This is a genomic window from Bacteroidetes bacterium SB0662_bin_6, assembly GCA_009839485.1.
GTDB lineage: Bacteria > Bacteroidota > Rhodothermia > Rhodothermales > VXPQ01 > VXPQ01.
The window spans coordinates 64,233-86,256 of record VXPQ01000018.1; the positions used below are offsets into that span (position 1 = coordinate 64,233).

The following is a 22,024-nucleotide window of genomic DNA, read 5'->3' on the forward strand; positions in this document are numbered from 1 at the left end:
ATCGTTACGAAAGATTGTCTTGCATGTCGTTTATTCTATGCGGGCGAGCGTAAATCATTGCAGAAAAGAGCCTGTGCGGGTGCGCCGGTGCAAGATGTGCGCATCAGACATCGTATCGAAAATACGAAGAAGGAGGGCATATGACGAACGATAATCCGGTGACGCTTGGCGTCATTGTCGGCAACCGGGGCTTTTTCCCGGACCATCTGTGCAGCGCCGGACGCCGGCAGGTTATAGCCTTGCTGGAGCAGGAAGGCATCCATGTCGTGATCACGCCCGAAGAGGCCACGAACAACGGCGCGGTGGAAACGCTTGCGGAGGCGCGTCTGTGCGCCGATCTGTTTCGCGCACGCCGCGACGACATCGACGGGGTACTGGTCACGCTGCCCAATTTCGGGGACGAGCGGGCCGTGGCGAACGCGCTGCGCTGGGCCGATCTCGGCGTGCCTGTGCTTGTGCATGCCTTTGCGGATTCGAAATCGGACATGTCGCTGGCGAGCCGCCGGGACAGTTTTTGCGGCAAGATATCCGTTTGCAACAACCTGCGGCAGTACGGCATTCCGTTTTCGCTCACCAGCCGGCACACGATGGACCCCGGAAGCGAGGCGTTTGCGGAGGACCTGCGCCGCTTTGCGGCTACCTGCCGCGTCGTGCGCTCACTCAGAAACCTGCGCCTGGGTCAGATCGGCGCCCGGCCTGCCGCCTTCAACACGGTCCGCTACAGCGAAAAACTGCTGGAACGGTCCGGTATTTCCGTGGAAACGCTGGATTTGTCCGAATTGCTCGGATGGATTCGTCGTCTGGACGACGACGATACTTCCGTCGCCGACAAGATCGAGGCGATGCACGCCTATACGCGGATAGACGGCATTCCCAGGGAAAGCCTGCTGAAGATGGCTAAACTGGGGGTGTGCATCGACCGGTTCATGGAAGAGCAGGGCCTTGCGGCGACGGCCATCCAGTGCTGGACCTCACTGGAAGAGTTCTACGGGGTGGTGCCCTGTACGGCGATGAGCATGATGAGCGACCGGCTTATGGCGAGCGCCTGCGAGGCCGATATCGTGGGGGCGTTGAGCATGTATGTGTTGCAGGAAGCGGCCCGCGTGCCTGCGGCGCTCCTCGACTGGAACAACGACTACGGAGACGATCCGAACAAAGGAGTCGTATTCCACTGCTCGAATCTGCCCAAATCCTTTTTTGTGGATGAGGGGGCGGACGCACACCGCATGGATTTTCAGGAAATCATCGCCGGGTCGGTCGGCAAGGAGAATACGTACGGCACGATTGTGGGGCGGGTCGCCCCCGGGCCGTTCACCTTCGCCCGGATTACCACGGACGACCTGGAAGGCCGCATACGCGCCTACGTGGGAGAGGGCGCCTTCACGCCGGACGAACTCCGAACCTTCGGAGGATACGGAGTGTTCGAGGTGGCGAACATGCAGGAATTGCTCCGGTACATGTGCGAATCCGGGTTCGAACACCATGTGGCGGCCACGCGGGCGCGCGTAGCCGGAGCCGTCCACGAAGCGCTCGACAAGTACATGGATTGGGAAGTGTATCATCACGCATAAGAAATCAGTACCGAAATCATGACCCCCATTGACTGGATTATCGTATTTGCCTACTTCATGGTGCTTGTCTGGATCGTGTGGTGGTCCGCACGCCAGACAAAGACTACCAAAGATTACTTTCTTGCCGGGCGCAACGTCGGCTGGGTCGTGGTGGGGGCTTCACTGTTCGCCTCGAACATCGGCTCCGAGCACATTGTGGGGCTTGCGGGCAGCGGTGCGCTGAACGGGATGGCGCAGGCACACTGGGAGTTGCATGCATGGATCATGATCCTGCTGGCGTGGGTGTTCGTGTCGTTCTACTATCGTTCCGGCGTGTTCACCATGCCGGAATTTCTGGAACGCCGGTTCGATGCCCGGTCCCGCTGGATTCTTTCAATCGTTTCTCTGGTTGCCTATGTGTTTACGAAAGTGTCCGTCACAGTGTACGCCGGCGCCCTTGTCTTCCGGACACTTTTACCCGACACGTTCGGGACGCCGGACAACGCGTTCTGGGTCGGCGCCTTCGTCACGGTGGTGCTGACAGGGATTTACACTGTTTTCGGCGGTCTGCGCGCCGTCGTGTACACGGAAGTGCTGCAAACGGTGCTGCTGCTCATGGGGTCGGCGTTCATTACCATGTTCGGGTTGTCCGAATTGGGGGGATGGAACGAGCTGCGGGCCATCGTGGGCGAAAACGCCAAACAATTTGCGCTCTGGCGCCCCAATTCCGATCCGAATTTTCCCTGGCTGGCGGTGATGATCGCCTCGCCTGTTGTCGGGGTCTGGTACTGGTGTACCGACCAGTATATCATCCAGCGCACCCTGGCGGCCCGGTCGCTGACGGATGCGCGCCGCGGGGCCATTTTCGGGGGCTTTCTGAAGGTGTGGCCCGTGTTCATCTTTCTCGTGCCGGGTATGATCGGGTATGCGCTTCACCAACAGGGCCTGCTCGCCATCCCGGTATCCGCCGAAGGTAATCTCATGGGCGATATGGTGTTTCCCACGATGGTGGCGGAACTGCTCCCGGCGGGTTTGCGGGGACTCGTAGTGGGCGGCTTGCTGTCCGCGTTGATGAGTTCGCTGGCGTCCCTGTTCAACTCGTGCGCCACGCTCTTTACCGTCGATATCTATGAGAAACTGCGTCCGAACGCATCCGAGGCTCGGCTCGTTCGGGTCGGACGGGTCGCCACCGGCGTGGTGGTGGCTTTTGGTATCTTGTGGATTCCGATCATGAAGGTCATTTCGGAAAACAACGAAGGGCTCTATGATTATCTGCAGAACGTGCAGAGTTTTCTGGCGCCACCCATTACTGCTGTGTTTGTGCTGGGCATTTTCTTCAAGCGCATCAACGGCCACGGGGCGTTCTGGGGTTTGCTCGTCGGTTTCGTGCTGGGCATGCTGAAGCTTACGCTCCAGACGCTGGTTCAGAGCGGCGTGATGGAGCCGACAGGCATTCTGGGGGGGATCGGCGCCTTCAACGGGTATTATTTCTCCGGAGTGCTCTTTCTCATCAGCGTTGTGCTTGTCGTGGCCCTGTCCTGGGCGAAGGATGCCGATGCGCTGGGCAAACTGAAAGGCCTGACCTGGGGGACCCTCAGTTCCGAGGAACAACTCGAAACCCGTTCTTCCTGGGGCTGGTTCGACGTGGCGGGCACCGTAGTGGTGCTGGGGCTGGTCCTCTGCATCTACCTGTATTTCAGTTTCTGGCTGTAGGTGCGGGCCGCCATGCAACAAGACGATTTGCCGGCTCCCGATTATGCAGGAATTGTTCCGATACATGTGCGAATCCGGGTTCGAACGTCATGCGGCCGCCACGTGCGCACGTGTAGCCGGAGCCGGGCGCGAAGCGCTCGGCAAGTATAGGATACTCTGATCAAGTCCACTTCGATCAGCGCTTCACGTTCGTGCGTGAAGCGCCCTTCGGGAGGCTGCGAGAAGCACGCTGGCTGCGTCATTCCTCATTGTGTGGGGCCTACCACACTGCTTCGTCATTCCTTGCCAGCGCACCCCTCGCAGCCTCTGAACTTCGCGGACTTAATCAGAGTATCCTATATGGATTGGGAAGCGTATCATCACGGATAAGAGATCAATGAGGAAATCATGACCCCCATTGACTGGATTATTGTCTTTGGCTATTTCATGCTGCTTGTCTGGATCGTGTGGTGGTCCGCACGCAGGACGAAGACTTCCGAGGATTACTTTCTTGCGGGGCGTAATGTCGGATGGGCTGTGGTGGGGGCCTCGCTTTTTGCCTCGAACATCGGCTCCGAGCACATTGTGGGGCTTGCGGGCAGCGGTGCGCTGAACGGGATGGCTCTGGCGCACTGGGAATTGCATGCGTGGGTCATGATTGTGCTGGGATGGGTATTCGTGTCGTTCTACTACCGTTCCGGTGTCTTCACCATGCCGGAGTTTCTGGAACGCCGGTTCGATGCCCGGTCCCGCTGGATTCTTTCGATCATGTCTCTTGTCGCCTATGTGTTCACGAAGGTGTCCGTCACGGTGTACGCCGGCGCCCTCGTTTTCCGAACGCTCCTGCCCGACACATTCGGGACGCCCGACAACGCGTTCTGGGTCGGCGCCTTCGCCACGGTGGTGCTGACAGGGATTTACACCATTTTCGGCGGCCTGCGCGCCGTCGTGTACACGGAAGTGCTGCAAACCGTGCTGCTGCTCATGGGATCGGCGTTCATTACCATGTTCGGGTTGTCCGAACTCGGGGGGTGGAACGAGATGCGGGTCATTGTGGGTGAAAACGCCGAACGCTTTGCACTATGGCGCCCCATTTCCGATCCGAATTTTCCGTGGTTGGCGATTATGATCGCCTCGCCCCTTGCAGGCATCTGGTACTGGTGTACCGACCAGTATATCGTCCAGCGCACCCTGGCGGCCCGATCGCTGACGGATGCACGCCGCGGGGCCATTTTCGGGGGCTTTCTTAAGGTATGGCCCGTGTTCATCTTTCTCGTGCCGGGCATGATCGGATATGCGCTTCACGAACAGGGTCTGCTCGCCATCCCGGTTTCCGCCGAGGGCAATCTCATGGGCGATATGGTGTTTCCCACGATGGTGGCGGAGTTGCTCCCGGCGGGGTTGCGGGGCCTTGTGGTAGGCGGCTTACTGTCCGCGTTGATGAGTTCGCTGTCGTCTCTCTTCAACTCGTGCGCCACGCTCTTTACCATGGATATCTACGAGAAACTGCGGCCGAACGCGTCCGAGACGCGGCTCGTTGGGGTCGGCCGGATCGCCACTGGCGTGGTGGTGGGTTTTGGCATCCTGTGGATTCCGATCATGAAGGTCATTTCGGAAAACAACGAGGGGCTCTACCACTACATCCAGAACATGCAGAGTTTTCTGACGCCGCCCATTGTCGCCGTTTTTCTCCTGGGCATTTTCTTCAAGCGCATCAACGGCCACGGGGCATTCTGGGGCCTGGTCGTCGGGTTCGGGTTGGGTATGCTGAAGCTTACGCTCCAGACGCTGGTCCAGAGCGGTGTGATGGGACCGACGGGCATGCTGGGGGCGATCGGCACCTTCAATGCGTATTATTTTGCCGGTGTACTCTTCCTCACAAGCATCGTGCTCATCATTGCACTGTCCTATGCGAAAGACGCCGATCCACTGAGTAAACTGAAAGGCTTGTCGCGGGGGACGCTCACCCCCGAGGAAAAGATCGAAATCCGTTCTTCCTGGGGCTGGTTCGATGTAGCGGGTACCGTGCTGGTGCTGGGGCTGGTGCTCTGCATTTACCTCTATTTCAGTTTCTGGGTGTAAGTACGGGCACGCCATGCAACGAAACGATCTACCCCTCCCGGTCCGAACGGACACGAGCAATGCCTTTGCGCATCGCTCCATGGGGGTCCGGGTGCCCTCGATCATCGACGACACGATCGCCCGGAATGCGTACGCCGATCCCGTGGCGGACGCACTGAAACGGCTCCGGGACGACGTGGCCGGGAATGCCCCGCTGCGCCTTTTCGAAGCTCCGGCGCCCGATCATGCATTGTGGCTGCCTCGGTACGCACAACGCGAAGGGGAGACCTGGCTGGGCACGGAGTGGTTGTTTGCGGAAATGCTCGTGTACCGCCTGATCGTCGAAGCGTCCGGGTTTCTTGCATCGGGCAGAGATCCGTTTGCGCCTTTCAAGCAGGAAGAAATGGCTTCCGAGGCGTTGTGGAGTACGCTGGAGGAGGTACTGGCTTTCGAAGGGGCGCTGCCGGAGCGCCTTGTGCGTATGCTGAAGGCCATGTTGTGGGGCAATCGCATCGATCTGAGCATCATGACCGTGGCCGAGCAGGGCGTGCATGCAACCGACGAACATCTTCTGACCGACCGGTCGGAAGAGATTGTAGCGGGATTGCTGCAGCGTTCCCCGGGTTCCGTACATATCATTATGGACAATGCGGGCACCGAGGAGGCAATGGATCTGGCATGGAGCGATCTGCTGCTTGCGGAGGGGTTAGCTACGGAAATCGTGCTCCACGTGAAGATGCTGCCTGTCCTGGTGAGTGATGTGATTCCCGTAGACCTTCACGACATGCTGCAGGCCATGACCGCCCGGGGAGGGGCCGCCGCCGGTCTTTCCGCCCGCCTTTCCGGGTACATGCAGGAGGGCCGTCTTCGCATGGAGGCGGATTATTTCTGGAACACGGACGGAAGGTTTTGGGAATTATCGTCCCACATAGCACATGCCCTCGGAGAGGCAGCGCTGGCGATCAGCAAGGGCGACGCCAATTACCGGCGGGCGACGAACGACGCGATCTGGCCGCTCGAAACACCCATGAGCGAAGCGCTGGGGCCTTTCCCTGCTCCGCTGGCGCTGCTTCGCACGCTCAAGAGCGATACGCTCGTGGAGGTCCCGCCTGAGCGGGCCGCCGAACTGGAGGTCGAGCATCCGCAATGGCGGGCTAACGGGACCTACGGCGTGATGCAATATGCTGCGGGTCAAGAGCATCCTGTTTTCGATGAAGAAGGTTCAACCTATGCATAGACGCTGCCAGCCATTTCTTGTCGCCTTGATTTTGTTATTCGGCCTGTTTTCCTGTACGCAGCAAGGCGAAGACATACCTGCTGCAGAGGGATCGGCCGTTCCTCGAGGATTTACCATCCCGCTGATCGATCTGGCGGACGAGACGCACCGGCAGGTGATGGTCGACAAGGAAGAAGGACAGTACCTCGGCCACCCAACGACGGTCCTGCTCGAAGATGATCGGACCATCATCACGGTCTACCCGAAAGGGCATGGCGGCGGCGCCATCGTAATGAAACGGAGCACCGACGGCGGCCTCACCTGGAGCGACCGCCTGCCGGTGCCCGACAGCTGGGCCACTTCCCGCGAGGTTCCTACGATTCACCGCGTCGTTGATCCGGCCGGCGTCAAGCGGCTGATCCTGTTCTCGGGTCTTCATCCGATCCGCATGGCTGTTTCCGAAGACGACGGGACCACCTGGAGCGAACTCGAACCCATCGGCGACTTTGGCGGCATCGTTACCATGGGGTCGGTCGAGCGGCTGAAGAATGGCGATTACATGGCGCTTTTTCACGATGACGGGCGTTTCATCGGCCCGGAGGATCAGGAGCAGGACCCGCCCGTTTTCCACGTCTACAAAACGCTCTCTCAAGACGGTGGCCTGACATGGTCGGCGCCGGAAGTCATCGCTACGCATCCGACGGCGCATTTGTGCGAGCCCGGCCTTGTCCGCTCGCCCGACGGCGACCAGATCGCTTTGTTACTGCGCGAAAACAGCCGCACCCTGAATTCCTTCATCATGTTTTCCGACGATGAAGGCCAGACCTGGAGCACGCCTCGCGAGGCGCCTGGCGCGCTCACCGGAGACCGGCACACGGCCAGGTATGGTCCCGATGGCCGCCTTTTCATTTCCTTCCGCGACACGGCGCATGAGACGCCGACACAGGGTGACTGGGTCGGCTGGGTAGGTACCTACGAGGACCTTGTCGAGGGGCGCGAAGGCCAGTACCGCGTGCGCCTGATGGACAACAAACACCAATGGGATACCGCCTATCCCGGCGTGGAGGTGCTTCCCGACGGCGTGTTCGTCGTAACGACCTACGGCCATTGGGACGAAGGCGCGGAACCCTATATCGTCAGCGTCCGCTTTACGCTCGACGAGTTGGATGGTAAAGCGGAGGCGATGCAGGGGTAGGCTTATTCGCCGGTTCATGGCGCGCCGCTGTAATGCGACAGCTCTTGGCGTCTTCCCTTCCCGAATAGCCACACATTCAGAAATCCATGCCGAACAAACACAAGGTATTTGCCATGATCGTTCCCTTCGTGCTGGCGTTTTCCGCCGGGCCCTCTTCTGCGCAGGATCAGGACTACAACCCCGAAGCGCGCCTCGCCGAACTGGGTATTACGCTGCGCAAGGCGTCTTCGCCCGTCGCCAATTACGTCAATGCCGTGCAAACGGGGGATCTGCTGTACCTGTCCGGGAAAGGGCCGCTGCGTCCCGACGGGACGCTGGTGACGGGTAAGGTCGGCGCGGACCTGTCCGTCGAAGAGGGGTACGAGGCGGCCCGGCTGACGGGAATCCAGTTGATCGCCACGATGAAGGACGAACTCGGGGACCTGAGCCGCGTCCGGCGTGTCGTCAAGGCGCTGGGCATGGTGAACGCCGCCCCGGACTTCGGAGCTCATCCTGCAGTCATCAACGGATTCTCGGACCTGATGGTGGAAGTTTTCGGCGACAGGGGTCGTCATGCCCGGTCCGCCATTGGCATGGGCTCGCTGCCGGATAACATTGCCGTGGAGATCGAGGTGATTGTGGAGGTGGAGTAGGGGAAAGCTCCTGTGCATGAACAAGCATGCCGGTCCGGGATGCCGGGTAGCCCCTACCCCTCGAACAACTCCCTCACCTCCAATACAAATCCGGGCAATACCTCCGGATCTTCAAGGCGGTCCCCGTCCCGGAAGATTGTTTTTGACCCGTTCGCCCGGTGAATGGTCACGGTGCGCGTCTTCGGGTCCACCATCCATACGCGCAGCGCCCCGGCGTCGAAGTAATCGCGCATCTTTTCGCGCATGGCTCCGGGTCTGTTCGATGGGGAGAGTACTTCAACCGCTACGTCTGGCGCTCCACGTATCCAGTTGCCGGGTTCGCCTTCCCGGAATCGTCGGTCGAGCAGCACGGCCACATCCGGTCCCCGCACGGTCGCCGGACGGTCGCTGATAATAAAACCGGTTTCCGCGAAAACCTCGCCTTGCCCGAACGCTTCCATCCAGTTGCCCAGGCGCCGCGCCAATATGCTTTGGCTGCGCCCATGCGACCAGCCGGGAAGCGGTTCCCGGATGACGATGCCCCGGAAGAGTTCGGAGGAATATCCGTCATCCGGCTCGTCGAACCGCGCATATTCCTCCACCGTCATGGGTTCGGGCGGGGCAGGGCTTTTTCCGGTTCGCACGCGGGTTGAGGTTCTTACGGTCGTCATGGGCCTATCCCTCAAATAATTCCTCCAGCTCCAACTCGAATCCCGGCAGTACCTCCGGGTCTTCGAGACGGTCCCCATCCCGGAAAATTGTTTTTGACCCGTCCGCCCGGTGTATGGTCACGGTGCGGGTCTTCGGGTCCACCATCCATACGCGCAGCGCTCCGGCCTCGAAGTAATCGCGCATCTTTTCGCGCATGGCTCCCGGTCTGTTCGATGGGGAGAGTACTTCGATCGCTATTTCAGGCGCTCCCTGCGCCCAGTTCCCTGGCGTGTTTTCCCAGGATACCGGTTCGAGGAAAATGCAAATATCCGGTCCCCGGACAGTCGCGGGGGTCATGCGGATAATGCAACCCATATCCACTGCCACCTTGCCACGTCCGGTTTGGCGCACCCAGTTTCCGAGGCGCCACGCCAGATCGGCTTGCAGGGATCCGTGCGGATAGCCCGGACTGGGCTCTTGCACCATGAGTACGCCCCGAACCAGTTCGTACTTGTATCCGTCCTCCGGCTCCTCGAATCGGGCGTACTCCTCCACCGTCATGGGCCGGGGCGGAACAGGATCCGTACCGATTCGCGCACGGATTTTGGTCATTACGGTCGTCACGAGCATACCTCCCTGCAAGAATGGTCCAATAGAAATGTCCGGCAGTAGAATAAAGCGCCTCATCCGGTCTTGTTTCCGACCAAACGGGAATAATTTGGATCGCCTGAATAGGGTTTCGAAGCATCGGGAGGTTCATACCATCCCGCAAGGTTCCCACCTCTCTATTCGCCATCCTCCGCCCGCACCAGCGCCACCCAATCCTTGCCGTCCGGCCCGGGTGGCGGTGCACCGATCGACACAGCGCCGTCTCCCTCGACATGCGCCACGCTGCCGGTTTGCAGCGCACCGCCTTCTGTCGGATCGTACCAGTGCACGGAGTAGTTGCCCGGAAGGATGTGCAGGGATATGCCCTCGTCATCCGGCGACGTCTCCGGCACATACACCGCATACATTTCTCCCGGCTTCGCCAGCACGTACCGGTCGCCCGGCGCCAGGCCGTCGTTCGGCGCCATTTCCCAATAGGGCAGCCAGGCGTCGAAGAAATGCAGGGCGTGGCGCACGTAATCCCAGAACCGGTCCCGGCTCCGGAAATCCTCCAGATTCAGGTCGTTGTGCGGGTGCTGGTAGCCGAAGTAAAACTCCAGCCCGGCGCCCCCGGCCATGAGATGCCCCCAGATGGTGCGCCGCCGGATGTCGCCGTGGTTGTTTTCCGGGCCGTCCGGCATGACGCCGACTTGTGCATTGCCCTGTTCGTCGTTCGCGATCACCCATTTTTTGCCCGCCGCCGCCGAGACACGCCGCCACAGCAACGTATGCTCATGCACCCGGTTCCAGTGCGTTTGCAGGGAAATCCCCGCCAGTTCGGAAGCATTTCCCAGTAGAGGGGTGTACACCTCTATGTGCTGGTTGGGGTAGGTGTGTATCACGATCGGATGGTCGTAGGGGTCCAGCGCACGAATGTACTCCGCATAAGACCGGATGTGGTACTGTTGCGGATCGTCCAGTTCTTCCCATATGTCGTTCTCCTCGCCCAGATTCCAGTTCAGGGCGAGATGGTGCCCGAAACGCGCCGCCAGTTCCCGGTAATACAACTTGCGCTCCGGGCCCAGTTCGCCGCCGTCCAGCAGCAGATCGTTTTCCGTTTCCTGTGTCTTGAAATGCAGGTAGAGGCCCAGGCTGTCGGCATGGGCGAAGATACGCTCCCACTGTGCGAGTTTGGAGACATCGTAGCGGTCGCGGGCGTCGTGCCGGATCCACGGCCACACATTTTTGCCGTCTCCCTCGACATTCATCGGAAGGAACGAAACGGCGTTGAGGCCTTCCGAGGCGAGATAATTCAGGGCACCGATGAGTCCCTTCCCTTTGCCGTCTTGCCAGACAGGATCTCCCTCGTTCCAGTCCCCGGTATGCGCTTCCCAGGTTTTGAGCGGAACGTCGCCCGCATGGACAGACGTGCCGTCGAAATCCGCGTAAGCCAGCAGGGTTTCCGGGCTGTCCGCGCCTCCTTTCACGAACCGGGAGCCGTCGTCGAAGCGCAAATAATGCTCTCCCACATAGCGCAGCATACCCTTGCCCCGGAAGCCCCGCCCGGTCTTGTCGGTCCCGGATACGGCAAAGGCGCCCTGCACGCCGTCGAAGGACGTGGGCTCCCCGGCCAGCGGGTCCAGCCGGATCGCGATGTCGGTTCCTGTCCGGAAGGAAGCTTTCCAGGACCAGGCCCCGGTCCGGTGGGGCGTAAAATGCACACGCCACCGGTTCCCCGAATCGGCTCCGGTGTCCGCGGCGTTTCCGTCGGCGGCGAAGTAGCCCGGCGCGACGAGTTGGTCTCCCGTTTCCTCATGCCGGAATGTTACGTTGAGCCGGTAGTCGCGGAAAGGGTTCGGAGTGCCGGTTTCGGAGGCTTCCGGACCCTCGAACGTGATGCTGATCGGATGATACAGCCTCTGTTCCCCGGCGATGACGGCCTGAGCCGATTGCTGCGCGGCTCCGATAGAAGGAGTGAATCCGAGCGCGAGGTAGCAGAATAAAAATGCTTTATTCCATAGGATCCGCTTGATATTATATGCATTATATGCTATCATATATGTCATATTTCTGGAGATTGTGATGCCTAAAAACCTGCAAGTTCGTAATCTGGACGAGGATCTGGTCATGCGTCTGAAACGCCGTGCGGCGCGCCACGGGCGTTCGGCGGAAGCGGAGCATCGTGAAATTCTGCGCCAGGCGCTTTCGGCGGAAGTGGAACCTGCGTTTGACGAATTAGCGGCTCGGCTGCGTTCCATGACAAAGGGGCGCTCACAGACCCCTTCAGAGGTGCTCCAACGTGAAGGACGGGAGGAACGGTGAATCGCTTTGTTATTGATGCCAGCATTGCCATCAAATGGGTTGTGTATGAGGACGATTCTCTGAATGCCTTGGCCATTTTGCAGAATTTTCCTCTTTCATCTCCCGATCTTTTGATTGCCGAATGTTCGAACATTCTTTGGAAGAAGGTAAAGCGCGCGGAGCTTACCACCGATGAAGCGATCATGGCCGCGCATCTCATACAAAGAGCCGATGTCGAACTGTTGCCCACGCGTCGCCTGATGGATGCAGCCACGCGTCTTGCAATAGAACTGGATCATGCCGCGTACGATTGTATCTATCTGGCGCTGGCCATTGAGCGAGATTGGCCTTTCGTTACGGCGGACGATCGCTTCCGCCGCAAACTGGCACAGGTTGCCGATGCGCGCGTGAGCCGGATTGTGCTTTCGATACAGGAGGCTCTGGCGATGCAGGCATAGCCAAGGCACCCTCAATCTTCACCCGGCCACCCTCACGCCCCGTTCCAACGCTCCAGCCCCAGCAGCCGCTTGCCGAGGTCGGTCAACTCGGCGTTTCCATACACTTTCTTTTCCAGTTCGCGCGGGTCGCCCGGGAAGGCAATGCCCTTGGGCGGTTCGCATTCGCGCCAGGAATGTATGCGCTGCTGGATGATATTCTCGTTGTCTTCGCTGGCCGGGTACATGGAGACGTACTGCGCCATCCGCACCCGATCTTTCGACGTGTTCGGACGGATTCCGTGCGCCTGCAGCGAATTCCAGATAATCAGGTCCCCGGCGCGCAGCGGGATGAACTGTACTTCGAACCCGGTCGTGTCCGGCTGGAACGGGTCCCGGTCCGCAGGCTGCGTCTTGACCCATTCGTCAAAGGTGCGGAACAGTTCAGGGACGCATTGCAGTCCGCCGACTTCCGCGTCCGTATCCACGAGAGACAGCACCCCCTGCACGTTCACGGGCAGCGGATCCTGCGAGGTGTCCACATCCCAGTGGATGAAGCCCCCGAACTTCCGCCCGTCCCGGTTGGGCGTGTTCAGGTTCGCCCGGTCGATGGTGACCCACAAATCCTCGCGGTCCCAGATGTCCACGTACGCGTTGTATACCCGGGGCGATTGCCGGGTGTCCCACAGGAGCTGGTGATTGTACACCTCCACCATACCCGAGTTGTTGAGTTCCGCCATCCCGTGCGCACGCCGGTCCGTTGCGCTCCATGTGGACATGTCGTTGGGGTCCATTTCCTGAAATTCCCACAAAAAAGCCTTCAGATGCTCGACATGGTCAGGGGGGATGGCGTCGTGCACGATCACATAGCCCCAGGTGGTCCAGTGCTCCCAGTCTTCCTCGGAGAGAACCCGGAGGGGAAGCGTTTTTTCGATATCCTTGAGTTGGACGCCGAGCAGCGCCTGATTGCCCTCGTGATCCGGGCCTTTCATGGTTTCCTGCATGGGTTCCGGTACAGGTTTTAGTTGAAAAAATTATCGGGGAATAAATATACCCCACTTTAAGGATATTCTGATGAAGTCTGCTTCGATCATAGTATCCTTAATCGTCTTGTTCGTCGCTTTCCGCCTGTTCTACGAACTGGTTGAGGCCGTCGATAATCACGGCCTGTTTATCCGTGTCTTCCAGCGTGCCCAGGTACCCGGACAACAGGGCGAGCGCCTCTTCCGTGCCCGTAGCCGCGATGCGGCTGACGGTGAACGACAGGATACGGGGCAACTCGGCCGAGAGCGCCATGTCCATGGCCCGCTGCATGTCCATCGGCGCCAGAGGCTCCAGCGCATACCATGCCATCAGCGGGATATTCTGATCGGCGGCGTCTTCGGCCCGCTTCGTGAGCGCGTCCAGCGCGTCCCATCGCCGGTCGGGGGGCATGCGCTGGAGGGCGCTTGCGATGTAGAGTCGGACCAGGGCGGAAGAATCCTCCCCGGCCATCCGCGTGAATGCCTGCGCCGCCTCTTCGGGAACGTCCCGGTCTTCGGCCAGAAGATGGATCGCCCATGCCCGGACGTGTTCGTTTTCGTGGTCGAGCAGGGCGGTCAGCGACTCGTCCGAAAGGCCGCCGGTCACATGCAGCGCCCAGAGCGCCCGCAGCTTCCGCGTCTCGTCCGGATTTTCCTCGAACCGGGTCCATAGCGCTTCGTGCACGGCTTCGTCCGGCCCCCGGTCCTGCAGGATGCGCCGCGCGGTGCGCACATACCAGTCGTTCGGGTGCATCTGGAGTTCGACCAGTTCCAAGGGAGAGAGCCGCTCCAGATCGACTGGCATCCACTTGTCGTTCTCGTGCGAAATCCGGTAGATGCGCCCGGTCTCGTGGTCGTGGCTTTCGGGGTTCCCGTGATGGCACTGGTTTTTGTCGTACCAGTCGATGACATGCACGGACCCGTCCGGGCCGTATACGAGGTCCAGCATCTGGGACCAACTGTCATGGGTCAGCAGAAAATCTTCTCCGTGCCGGCCCACGTACCCGGAGCCTCTTCGTTCGAGGATTTCCGTGTTCGCCCGGAATCCGTGGATATTATGCATGAAAATGCGTCCGTGGTATGTTTCCGGCCACGAGCCCCCTTGGTAGATCATGGCGCCTGCATGGGCATGCCCGCCTCCCGCTACACCGGACCGCCGGTTACCTGCGTGGGGTCCCAGATTGCCCACCCAGTGCACATGGTCACTGATCGGGTCCAGATCGTCGTACACGTACGGATTGAAATGCTGGCCGGCCTGCCGCATCATGCGGGCGCCGGGAATGACGTGATGCAAGTGCGGAATGACGCAGGCCGTCAGGAACAGTTGCCCGTGCGCATCCCAGTCCAGCCCCCAGGAATTGCTGGTGCCGTACGCAAACACTTCGAAAATGTGCTGCGTCGGGTGATACCGCCATACGCCCGCATTGAGTTTTTCGCGTTCGTCGTCTTCCGCACCCGGTTTGCCCACGTTCGAGTGGGTAAACACGCCGTGCGTACCGTAGAGCCAGCCATCCGGTCCCCACATGAAGGAATTCAGGGTTTCGTGCGTGTCGTGGTAGCCGAACCCGTCCAGCAGCACCTCCGGAGGGCCCGCGGGCTGATCTCCGGATGCGTCGACAGGGATGTAAAGCAGGTAGGGGGCTGCTCCGACCCATACCCCTCCGAAACCCAGTTCCAGGCCGCTCACCAGATTCAACCCTTCCATGAAGACTTTCCGTACGTCGAACGCGCCGTCCCCGTCGGTGTCTTCAAAAATGAGAATCCGGTCCTTGCCTTCGCCTTCCGGCGCCCGGACCGGATAGGTCAGCCCCTCGACGACCCACACGCGCCCCCGGTGGTCGAGCGCCATCGCAATGGGATTGACGACATCCGGCTCCGCCGCGGCCAGTTGCACACTGAAACCATCCGGGACGGTCATCGTCTGCGCGGCTTCCTGTGCGCTTCCCCCTTCCAGCAATACCGGATCCCAGGCCGGTAGCCTTGCAATGCCGGAAGGATCGAGTTCATCCGGGAAGGAAGGCCGCTCCGCATGGAAACGGAAGTGGTCGAAGTTGATGTGCGCGTACGCATTTTCGGGAATGTAGGCTGCCGTGGAGCCGCCGGTGTCCTCGTCCACAAGGCGTATGAAGATGGTCTCGCCGACATGCTCTTCCAGATCGGCCACGACGGGCCGCAGGGTAAGGTCATTGTCGCCGCTCGTCGAAAAAATGACGGCCCCATCGCTGGCCCGGATCAATTCCGCCCGGGTACTTTCCAGCGCACCCCCGGAAATCAGAAAACTTGCGTACGGATGCGTAACCTCGAATGGGGAAGATGTCAGCATACCCCGGCTTGCCGGTCCGTGCACCACGCCGGAACTGACCCACCGGGCGCCCTTGTGTCCGCTGCGCAAGGCAGCGGGTTCCTGTCTGCGCCGTTCCCGCAGCGCCTGGATCATTTCCGCGACAACCGCCTCACCCGAGGCGAACAGGTCGCCTTCGACGGGTTCGTTTCCGAAGGCTTCGCCTTCCGCCGTCCAGTCGGTCAGGTCACCTGCTTCGAAGTCTACGTTCAGCGTGCGCCCGTCGGCCGCCGGCGCATGCCCGGCATCCTGTGCGGCCGCCGGTCCGGAACCGGTCGAAACGGCAAGCAGGAAGGCAGCGGCGACAAGGGCGCTGCACGAAAAAGAGGAATGGCAAAAAATTAATTCCTGTCTCATGTTAACCTAAATTATTTAGGTGATTACGACTTCGAGTTAGCGTGTGCCCCGGGTTTTGCATTTTCGTGTCCAGCGAGCCGTTTACCGGATATTCTGGCGGAAGATATACGCGCCTTTCTTGTTCACGACCAGAATATCCGGATACTCGTCGCCGTTCGCGTCCTTCACCGCGAGCGCGACCCCGACCCCCGAATCGTCGTCGACGAGATGAGGGATCCAGACGACATCGCCGTTGTCCGTCCGCGTGAGCCGGAACCAGTAGAGCACAGGCGGGGCATTCGGTTCGGGGTCCATGGCCTCGCCGTGCGCCCGGAATCGTTTTCCGGTCACGATATCCTTCAGTCCGTCCCGGTCCATGTCCGCCAGCGCTACGGCATGCAATTGGGAGAATCGGACCCTGCCCGGCTCGCGCGCCGCATCTCCCCGGAGAATAATGTGCTTCTCGAAGCCGCCGTCCGGGAGCTGCCGGAACCATGAAAGGCCCCAGCCGTGCGCGTCGCGGCCCGCGATCACATCGTTCAGCCCGTCCCCGTCCACATCGTAGGCGTACATTTGCGCGGAGCCCAGGGCAAACGCTTCTTCATGGCGCTCCCAGGGCGTATCTGCATCGAATCCCGGATTTTCCCACCATCCGTTCGACATGAGCAGGTCAGGCAACCCGTCGCCGTTCACGTCCCCGACCCCGAATCCGTGCGTAAAGCGGAATAATCCCTCGTACGGACCGGCGACCTGCCGGAATTCCCACGGCTCGGCCGGGCGCTCCGGGTCGTACGATGCATAGCCCAGATACCCGTCCACATGACAGACGATCTCCGGGCGTCCGTTTCCGTCGATATCCAGAATGTGAGGCGACTCGTTGTCCACCCTGGGGAGGGCGAGATGCCGCGTCCAGTACCCGGCGCCTTCTGTATCCGGCTCTCCGGGATTTTCGTACCAGAACGCCTCTTGCCCCGGAAATCCGATCACGAGAATGTCGTTCCGCCCGTCGTCGTTGAAATCGTGCACCTCGACGATAAAATTGTCCGAATACGAAAAGCCCCTTATGCTGAATGGCCTGGGTGCGTAAAACGCATGACGCGCCTCGAACGAGGGCCCGGCGTACCAGTACGGACCCGCCACCAGATCTGCCGCGCCGTCGCCGTTCAGGTCTCCGATGGCGCCTCCTTCCGCCAAAAAAAGATCGGTGAGGTGCGTTTTGTCGAAGGCGGATTGTCCCGATGCAGCGCCTGCCGTACAGAGCAGGAGACCTGCACATAACGTCGCATACATTGTTTTGGCCATGAGTCAGTCGGGTTTAGTGATCCGGTTGATGCCGTACAGGATGGTTTTTCGTGCTTCGGCGTTCGCTTCGGGCAAACGCCCGGAAAGGATGCGAAGCGCTTCCTGCGATCCTTCCGCGGCGATGCGCTGTACCGTAAAGGATAACACATTTGGCCATTCCGAAACCAGTGCGAGCGCCAGCGCCCGATCCATATCCGTCGGCACGGCGGCCTCGGTGGCGTACCAGACCAGTATCGCTAGCGCATAGTTTGCAGCGTCTTCCGCATGGCTGTGCAGCCCTTCCAGCACATCCCAGCGTCGCTCCGGCGCGATTCGCCGCAACGTTTCCGCGAGGTACGTTCTCACCAGTGCGGAGGTGTCCTCCCGGGCTATGCGTGCAAAGGCGTTCAGGACATGCTCCGGGGCATTCCCGTCCTCCGCAAGCAATTGCACGGCCCTTGCCCGGATGTGCTCGTTGGGGTGATCCAGAAGGTCCGTCAGCTCCGTACTTGTGAGGCTGCCGGTTGTCTGAAAACCCGTGCCTGGCGGCAGTTCCAGCGCAGGCAGGGGAATATTTTCCGCAGGGGGCAACTCGCTCAGGGAAGGCACGCGCGTTGTATTCCCGCCCTCCCCGGTCGCTTCCGGCGCAGGGCCGGCGGCAACCCCTGCTTCCCGTATAATCTCAAACCGTCCTTCCATGCCGGCGGCCCGGTGCCCCGGAATCGTGCAGTAATAGATATCGTCTTCCGCGGCGGTAAACGTGAGGTCGGTCTGCTCGCCGATGTCCAGGATTTCCTTCGTTTTGATTTGCAATGTTTCAAGGGCCAGATCGTGCACGAGCGGTTCGATGTTCACAATCACGATACGTACGGTTTCGCCTTTTTCCGCCCGCAGCACCGGGTTGCGCACCCCGTCGATATCGCCGCCCACGCCCCAGTATCCGAGGATGTTGGTTTCAAGGACATACTCGCGGTTCGCATCCGGAGCCTCCTGCGCGAAGGCGGGGCGCAAGGCGGGCAGCAGTATTGCGAGAAGACCCGGCAACAGGAAGCAGGCGCAGCGAAAAAGCATGATCCGGACAGCGTGGATTTCGGTGGTTGTGCATGGGCCGGTAAAATAACCCTTCTTTCCGGCATCCGCGTCGCCAGAACGGATATGTCGCGATCGACAGGACCGGAAAAACAAGCCGCCTCACGGTATAATTTCAGGAAGAATGTAAAATCTTTGTAAAGATGTTATATTGCCTGCTGAATTTACATCTCCCGTATCGCTTAAACACTATGCCGGACAAGATCAACGTTGCAGTTGTCGGACTGGGTTTCGGCGCGGAGTTCATCCCGATATATCAACGCCATCCGGATGCCGAGCTGTGGGCGATCTGCAAGCGGGACGAAAAGGGTCTGAACGAAATCGGAGATCAATTCGGCGTAGCGCGCCGCTATACGGACCTGAAAGCGCTTCTTGCGGAGCCTGAGGTCGACGCCATTCACATCAACACCCCGATTGCGGCCCATGCTCCCATGTCCCTGGCCGCCCTGGAAGCAGGCAAGCATACGGCCTGCACCGTGCCTATGGCGACGACCGTGGACGAATGCCTCCGGATCGCGGAGGCCCGTCGCCGGAGCGGCAAAGTGTATATGATGATGGAAACGGCCATCTACACCCGGGAATTCCTGTATGCCCGGGAACTTCTCGAATCCGGACGTCTCGGGAAAATACAGTTTCTGCGCGGCTCGCATCAGCAGAACATGGGCTTGCCCGGATGGCCCGCGTACTGGTACGGCTTTCCTCCCATGCACTATGCTACGCATGCGGTCAGTCCGCTGTTGTTGCTTGCCGGGGCGCGCGCCGAGTCTGTCGTGTGTTTCGGCTCCGGGCGCATCCAGGACGATTACATCGAGCCCTACGGTTCCCCGTTTGCCGTCGAGTCCGCGCTGGTGTCGATGGTGGATTCGGACCTGTGCTGCGAGGTGACCCGGTCCCTCTTCAACACCATTCGGCAGTACCGGGAGAGCTTCGACGTGTACGGCACGGAAAGCTCGTTCGAGTGGGAGCAGACGATCGGCGACGGACCGGTCGTATACTCCGGTTACGAAGATGCCGAGCGCGTCGAGGTCCCCGACTACGCCCATCTGCTTCCTGACGAGATTGCGCCCTTTACCACCGGCGGCGTCTACGACGACGAGCACGAGCACACCTCGTTCATTCAGGGCGGCGGGCACGGCGGATCGCACCCCCATATGGTCCACGAATTTCTTCGGGCGATTCTGGAAGACCGCGAGTCGGTCTCCGATGCGGCCCCTGCAGCCAACTGGACGATGACGGGCATTTGCGCCCACGAATCGGCGATGCAGGGTGGGCGGCGCATCGACATCCCCGAGGTTTCCTGAATTTCCCGTTCATTTATTCCGCAACACCATCATGGTCAATAAAAACCGTCTTTTTGTAGGAAGCATTATAGCGCTGGTCGCTACGTCTTTCGGCTTCGTTATTCGAGCCGGCCTTCTTGGTACATGGGGCGATGAGTTCAATCTGAGCCAGGAACAGGTAGGATGGATTGCCGGGGCAGGCTTGCTGGGTTTCCCTATTACGATCATTCTGTTCAGTCTGATCATTGACAAGATCGGATATCATACCTCCATCCGCATCGCGTGCGCGGGGCACCTTCTCTCCGCGGTCGTGACGATATGCGCCGGGCATATAGGCGACCCGTTCTGGGTGCTCTACATCGGCACCTTCATCCTGGCGCTGGCGAACGGTATCGTGGAAGCCGTCATCAATCCGGCGGTGGCTACCTTGTATCCCGAGTCCAAGACGCACCACCTGAACATTCTGCATGCGGGGTGGCCGGGCGGTCTTGTGCTGGGCGGCATCCTGCTTATTGCGGTCGGCGATATCGGCTGGCGCTGGCAGGTGGCGTTCGTGATTCTGCCTACGCTGGTCTACGGCTGGATGCTGGTTCGGGAGACCTGGCCGGTGCAGGAACGCGTGGCCGCAGGCGTCGGGTACGGGGGCATGCTCAGGGCCATGTACCATCCCCTGTTTATCATCTTACTCATCATCATGGTCCCCCTGGCCATTACCGAATTGGGTACGGACAGCTGGATTACGGCGCTGATGGAAAGCGTACTGAGCAACACCCCGGTGCATCCGCTGTGGGTCCTGGTGTATACGTCGGCCATCATGTTCGTTCTGCGGTTTTTCGCCGGGCCGATCGTTCACCGGATCAATCCGCTGGGCCTCCTCGCGTGCAGCGCCGCGATCGCCTGCGTAGGGCTCGTCCTGCTTTCGGAGGCGGGGTCGGCAATGCTTGCGGTATTTCTTGCCGCTACCTGCTATGGCCTCGGCAAGACCTTCTTCTGGCCGACGACGCTGGGCGTGGTTTCCGAGCGATTTCCGCATGGCGGCGCCATGACGATTAACACGATCGCCGGCGTCGGTATGCTTGCGGCGGGGTTGCTGGGGAATCCGGTGCTCGGTTCTATCCAGGACCAGTTTATAGATAACGAACTCCATGCTACGGCGCCCGAACTGGTCGACCAGGTGCTTCAACCGGAAGGTTCCGGTCTGCTGGACGCGCGCACCCTCAACGACGATGCAGTGGCGCTGCTTTCGCAGGAAGATCAGGATCGCGTCCTTGCCGTGCAGTCGGCTTCGAGCCAGTCCGCACTGCGGACCGTGGCTTGGCTTCCGGCCTTCATGTTCGTGTGCTACGTACTCCTGATCCTGTACTTCCGGTCGAAGGGCGGGTACAAGGCCATCGAACTGAAGGCGGAGGAGGAGACCGGCGGGGTCGAGGGCCCGGCTGAATTTTAGCGCCGGTTTTCTGCGCAATCACCTGTACATTCATCGCAACGTACGGACGGAGCGCCGCCGGGAAATCCGGGGGCGCTCCGCTGCGTGTTTATACGTAACCCGTACGCCATTCTTTTTTCATTACACACCTGACACCATGAAATCGACACGCTATGCACTTTCGCTCTGCATGATTCTGTTGCTCGCGCTGTGCGCCGTGCCCCGGACGGCCCATGCCCAGATGGAGGCTCCCGAGGGCTACACCTCCATATTCAACGGGGAAAATTTCGACGGCTGGGTCATTCCCGAAGGCGACGGCGGCCACTGGAAGGTGATCGACGGGGTGATCGACTATGACGCGGAAAGCGAGGCCGAAGGAGACAAGAGTCTCTGGACCGAAAAGGATTATTGCGATTACACGCTCAAGATCGACTGGCGCCTCACCACCGTAGCGCCGTACACGAATCCCCGGGTGCCGATCATCCTTGCCGACGGCACGCACAAGAGGGATCAGGACGGCAACTTCATGGTGATGTCCGTGCCCGATTCCGATTCGGGCATTCTCCCGCGGGGCCACGGCAAGGCCCAGCACAACATCTGGAACTGGCCGTACGGATCCGGGGAAGTCTATGGCTACCGCATGGATCGGAACCAGCCGCCGGAAGTGCGCCGGGCCGCCTTGCCGCTCGTCAATGCGGACAAGGCGATCGGGGAATGGAACGCTTCGAAGATCGTCGTTCGGGGCAAGTTCATGACCATATGGATCAATGGCCAACTCGTCATCGACCGCATTCACCTGAACGAAATTCCCGATTGCGGCCCCATCGGGTTGCAGCACCATGGCCACAAGAACGACGCCGGGGAGTGGGTCAGCCCGCCCTCACTGGTGCAGTTCCGTAATATCTACGTGAAGGAGCATTAGGCCCCGCAGAGCGCAACAAGACCATCCA

General features: G+C 60.2%; 18 protein-coding genes. 11 read left to right on the top strand and 7 right to left on the bottom strand.

Annotation, left to right across the window (positions count from 1 at the left end):
- The first annotated feature begins 140 nt into the window (after positions 1-140).
- From F4Y00_02725 to F4Y00_02750, 6 genes are all read left to right on the top strand, one after another.
- Positions 141-1,571 (top strand): fucose isomerase, encoded by a 1,431-nt coding sequence (locus F4Y00_02725; GenBank protein MYE03874.1) that lies wholly within the window; start codon positions 141-143, stop codon positions 1,569-1,571.
- Between the two features lie 18 nt (positions 1,572-1,589).
- Positions 1,590-3,263: a sodium/solute symporter gene (locus tag F4Y00_02730; protein ID MYE03875.1), complete on the top strand. Its 1,674-nt coding sequence runs from the start codon at positions 1,590-1,592 to the stop codon at positions 3,261-3,263.
- A 387-nt stretch (positions 3,264-3,650) separates the two neighbouring features.
- Positions 3,651-5,324, top strand: a complete 1,674-nt coding sequence (locus F4Y00_02735) for a sodium/solute symporter (protein MYE03876.1) — start codon at positions 3,651-3,653, stop codon at positions 5,322-5,324.
- A 13-nt stretch (positions 5,325-5,337) separates the two neighbouring features.
- Complete coding sequence (locus F4Y00_02740; GenBank protein ID MYE03877.1) at positions 5,338-6,540, top strand: protein-glutamate O-methyltransferase family protein; 1,203 nt, start codon at positions 5,338-5,340, stop codon at positions 6,538-6,540.
- Entirely contained in the window at positions 6,533-7,714 is a 1,182-nt protein-coding gene (locus F4Y00_02745) for an exo-alpha-sialidase (GenBank protein MYE03878.1), read from the top strand. Before F4Y00_02740 ends, F4Y00_02745 begins: the two co-directional genes overlap by 8 nt.
- Positions 7,715-7,800: 86 nt before the next feature.
- Positions 7,801-8,346, top strand: a complete 546-nt coding sequence (locus tag F4Y00_02750) for a RidA family protein (GenBank protein MYE03879.1) — start codon at positions 7,801-7,803, stop codon at positions 8,344-8,346.
- 53 nt (positions 8,347-8,399) lie between these two features.
- On the opposite strand, the gene F4Y00_02755 is transcribed toward F4Y00_02750, so the two are convergent.
- From F4Y00_02755 to F4Y00_02765, 3 genes are all read right to left on the bottom strand, one after another.
- A complete protein-coding gene (locus tag F4Y00_02755) occupies positions 8,400-9,074 on the bottom strand; it encodes a Uma2 family endonuclease (GenBank protein MYE03880.1) in 675 nt (224 codons plus the stop codon).
- Positions 9,001-9,663 (bottom strand): Uma2 family endonuclease, encoded by a 663-nt coding sequence (locus tag F4Y00_02760; GenBank protein MYE03881.1) that lies wholly within the window; start codon positions 9,661-9,663, stop codon positions 9,001-9,003. Before F4Y00_02760 ends, F4Y00_02755 begins: the two co-directional genes overlap by 74 nt.
- 98 nt (positions 9,664-9,761) lie before the next feature.
- Entirely contained in the window at positions 9,762-11,621 is a 1,860-nt protein-coding gene (locus F4Y00_02765; GenBank protein MYE03882.1) for a DUF5060 domain-containing protein, read from the bottom strand.
- Positions 11,622-11,646: 25 nt separating this feature from the next.
- Between F4Y00_02765 and F4Y00_02770 the strand changes: the two genes are divergently transcribed.
- Positions 11,647-11,886, top strand: a complete 240-nt coding sequence (locus tag F4Y00_02770) for a hypothetical protein (protein MYE03883.1) — start codon at positions 11,647-11,649, stop codon at positions 11,884-11,886.
- Positions 11,883-12,323 (top strand): type II toxin-antitoxin system VapC family toxin, encoded by a 441-nt coding sequence (locus F4Y00_02775; GenBank protein ID MYE03884.1) that lies wholly within the window; start codon positions 11,883-11,885, stop codon positions 12,321-12,323. Before F4Y00_02770 ends, F4Y00_02775 begins: the two co-directional genes overlap by 4 nt.
- A gap of 32 nt (positions 12,324-12,355) precedes the next feature.
- Here the strand turns inward: F4Y00_02775 and F4Y00_02780 are convergent, their stop codons facing one another.
- From F4Y00_02780 to F4Y00_02795, 4 genes are all read right to left on the bottom strand, one after another.
- Positions 12,356-13,303, bottom strand: coding sequence for a phytanoyl-CoA dioxygenase family protein (locus F4Y00_02780; GenBank protein MYE03885.1), 948 nt, complete (start codon positions 13,301-13,303; stop codon positions 12,356-12,358).
- 97 nt (positions 13,304-13,400) lie between these two features.
- Entirely contained in the window at positions 13,401-16,019 is a 2,619-nt protein-coding gene (locus F4Y00_02785; protein MYE03886.1) for a dehydrogenase, read from the bottom strand.
- 81 nt (positions 16,020-16,100) lie between these two features.
- A complete protein-coding gene (locus tag F4Y00_02790; protein ID MYE03887.1) occupies positions 16,101-17,300 on the bottom strand; it encodes a VCBS repeat-containing protein in 1,200 nt (399 codons plus the stop codon).
- 3 nt (positions 17,301-17,303) lie between these two features.
- A complete protein-coding gene (locus F4Y00_02795) occupies positions 17,304-18,350 on the bottom strand; it encodes a hypothetical protein (GenBank protein MYE03888.1) in 1,047 nt (348 codons plus the stop codon).
- A 209-nt stretch (positions 18,351-18,559) separates the two neighbouring features.
- Between F4Y00_02795 and F4Y00_02800 the strand changes: the two genes are divergently transcribed.
- The 3 genes from F4Y00_02800 to F4Y00_02810 all read left to right on the top strand — a co-directional run bounded on the left by F4Y00_02800 (position 18,560) and on the right by F4Y00_02810 (position 21,996).
- Entirely contained in the window at positions 18,560-19,669 is a 1,110-nt protein-coding gene (locus F4Y00_02800) for a Gfo/Idh/MocA family oxidoreductase (GenBank protein ID MYE03889.1), read from the top strand.
- Positions 19,670-19,700: 31 nt separating this feature from the next.
- The gene (locus tag F4Y00_02805) at positions 19,701-21,095 is read left to right on the top strand and encodes an MFS transporter (GenBank protein MYE03890.1); all 1,395 of its coding nucleotides are present in this window, start codon (positions 19,701-19,703) and stop codon (positions 21,093-21,095) included.
- Between the two features lie 136 nt (positions 21,096-21,231).
- On the top strand, positions 21,232-21,996 hold the full coding sequence (locus tag F4Y00_02810) for a DUF1080 domain-containing protein (GenBank protein MYE03891.1): 765 nt from the start codon (positions 21,232-21,234) through the stop codon (positions 21,994-21,996).
- The last annotated feature ends 28 nt before the right edge of the window (positions 21,997-22,024 follow it).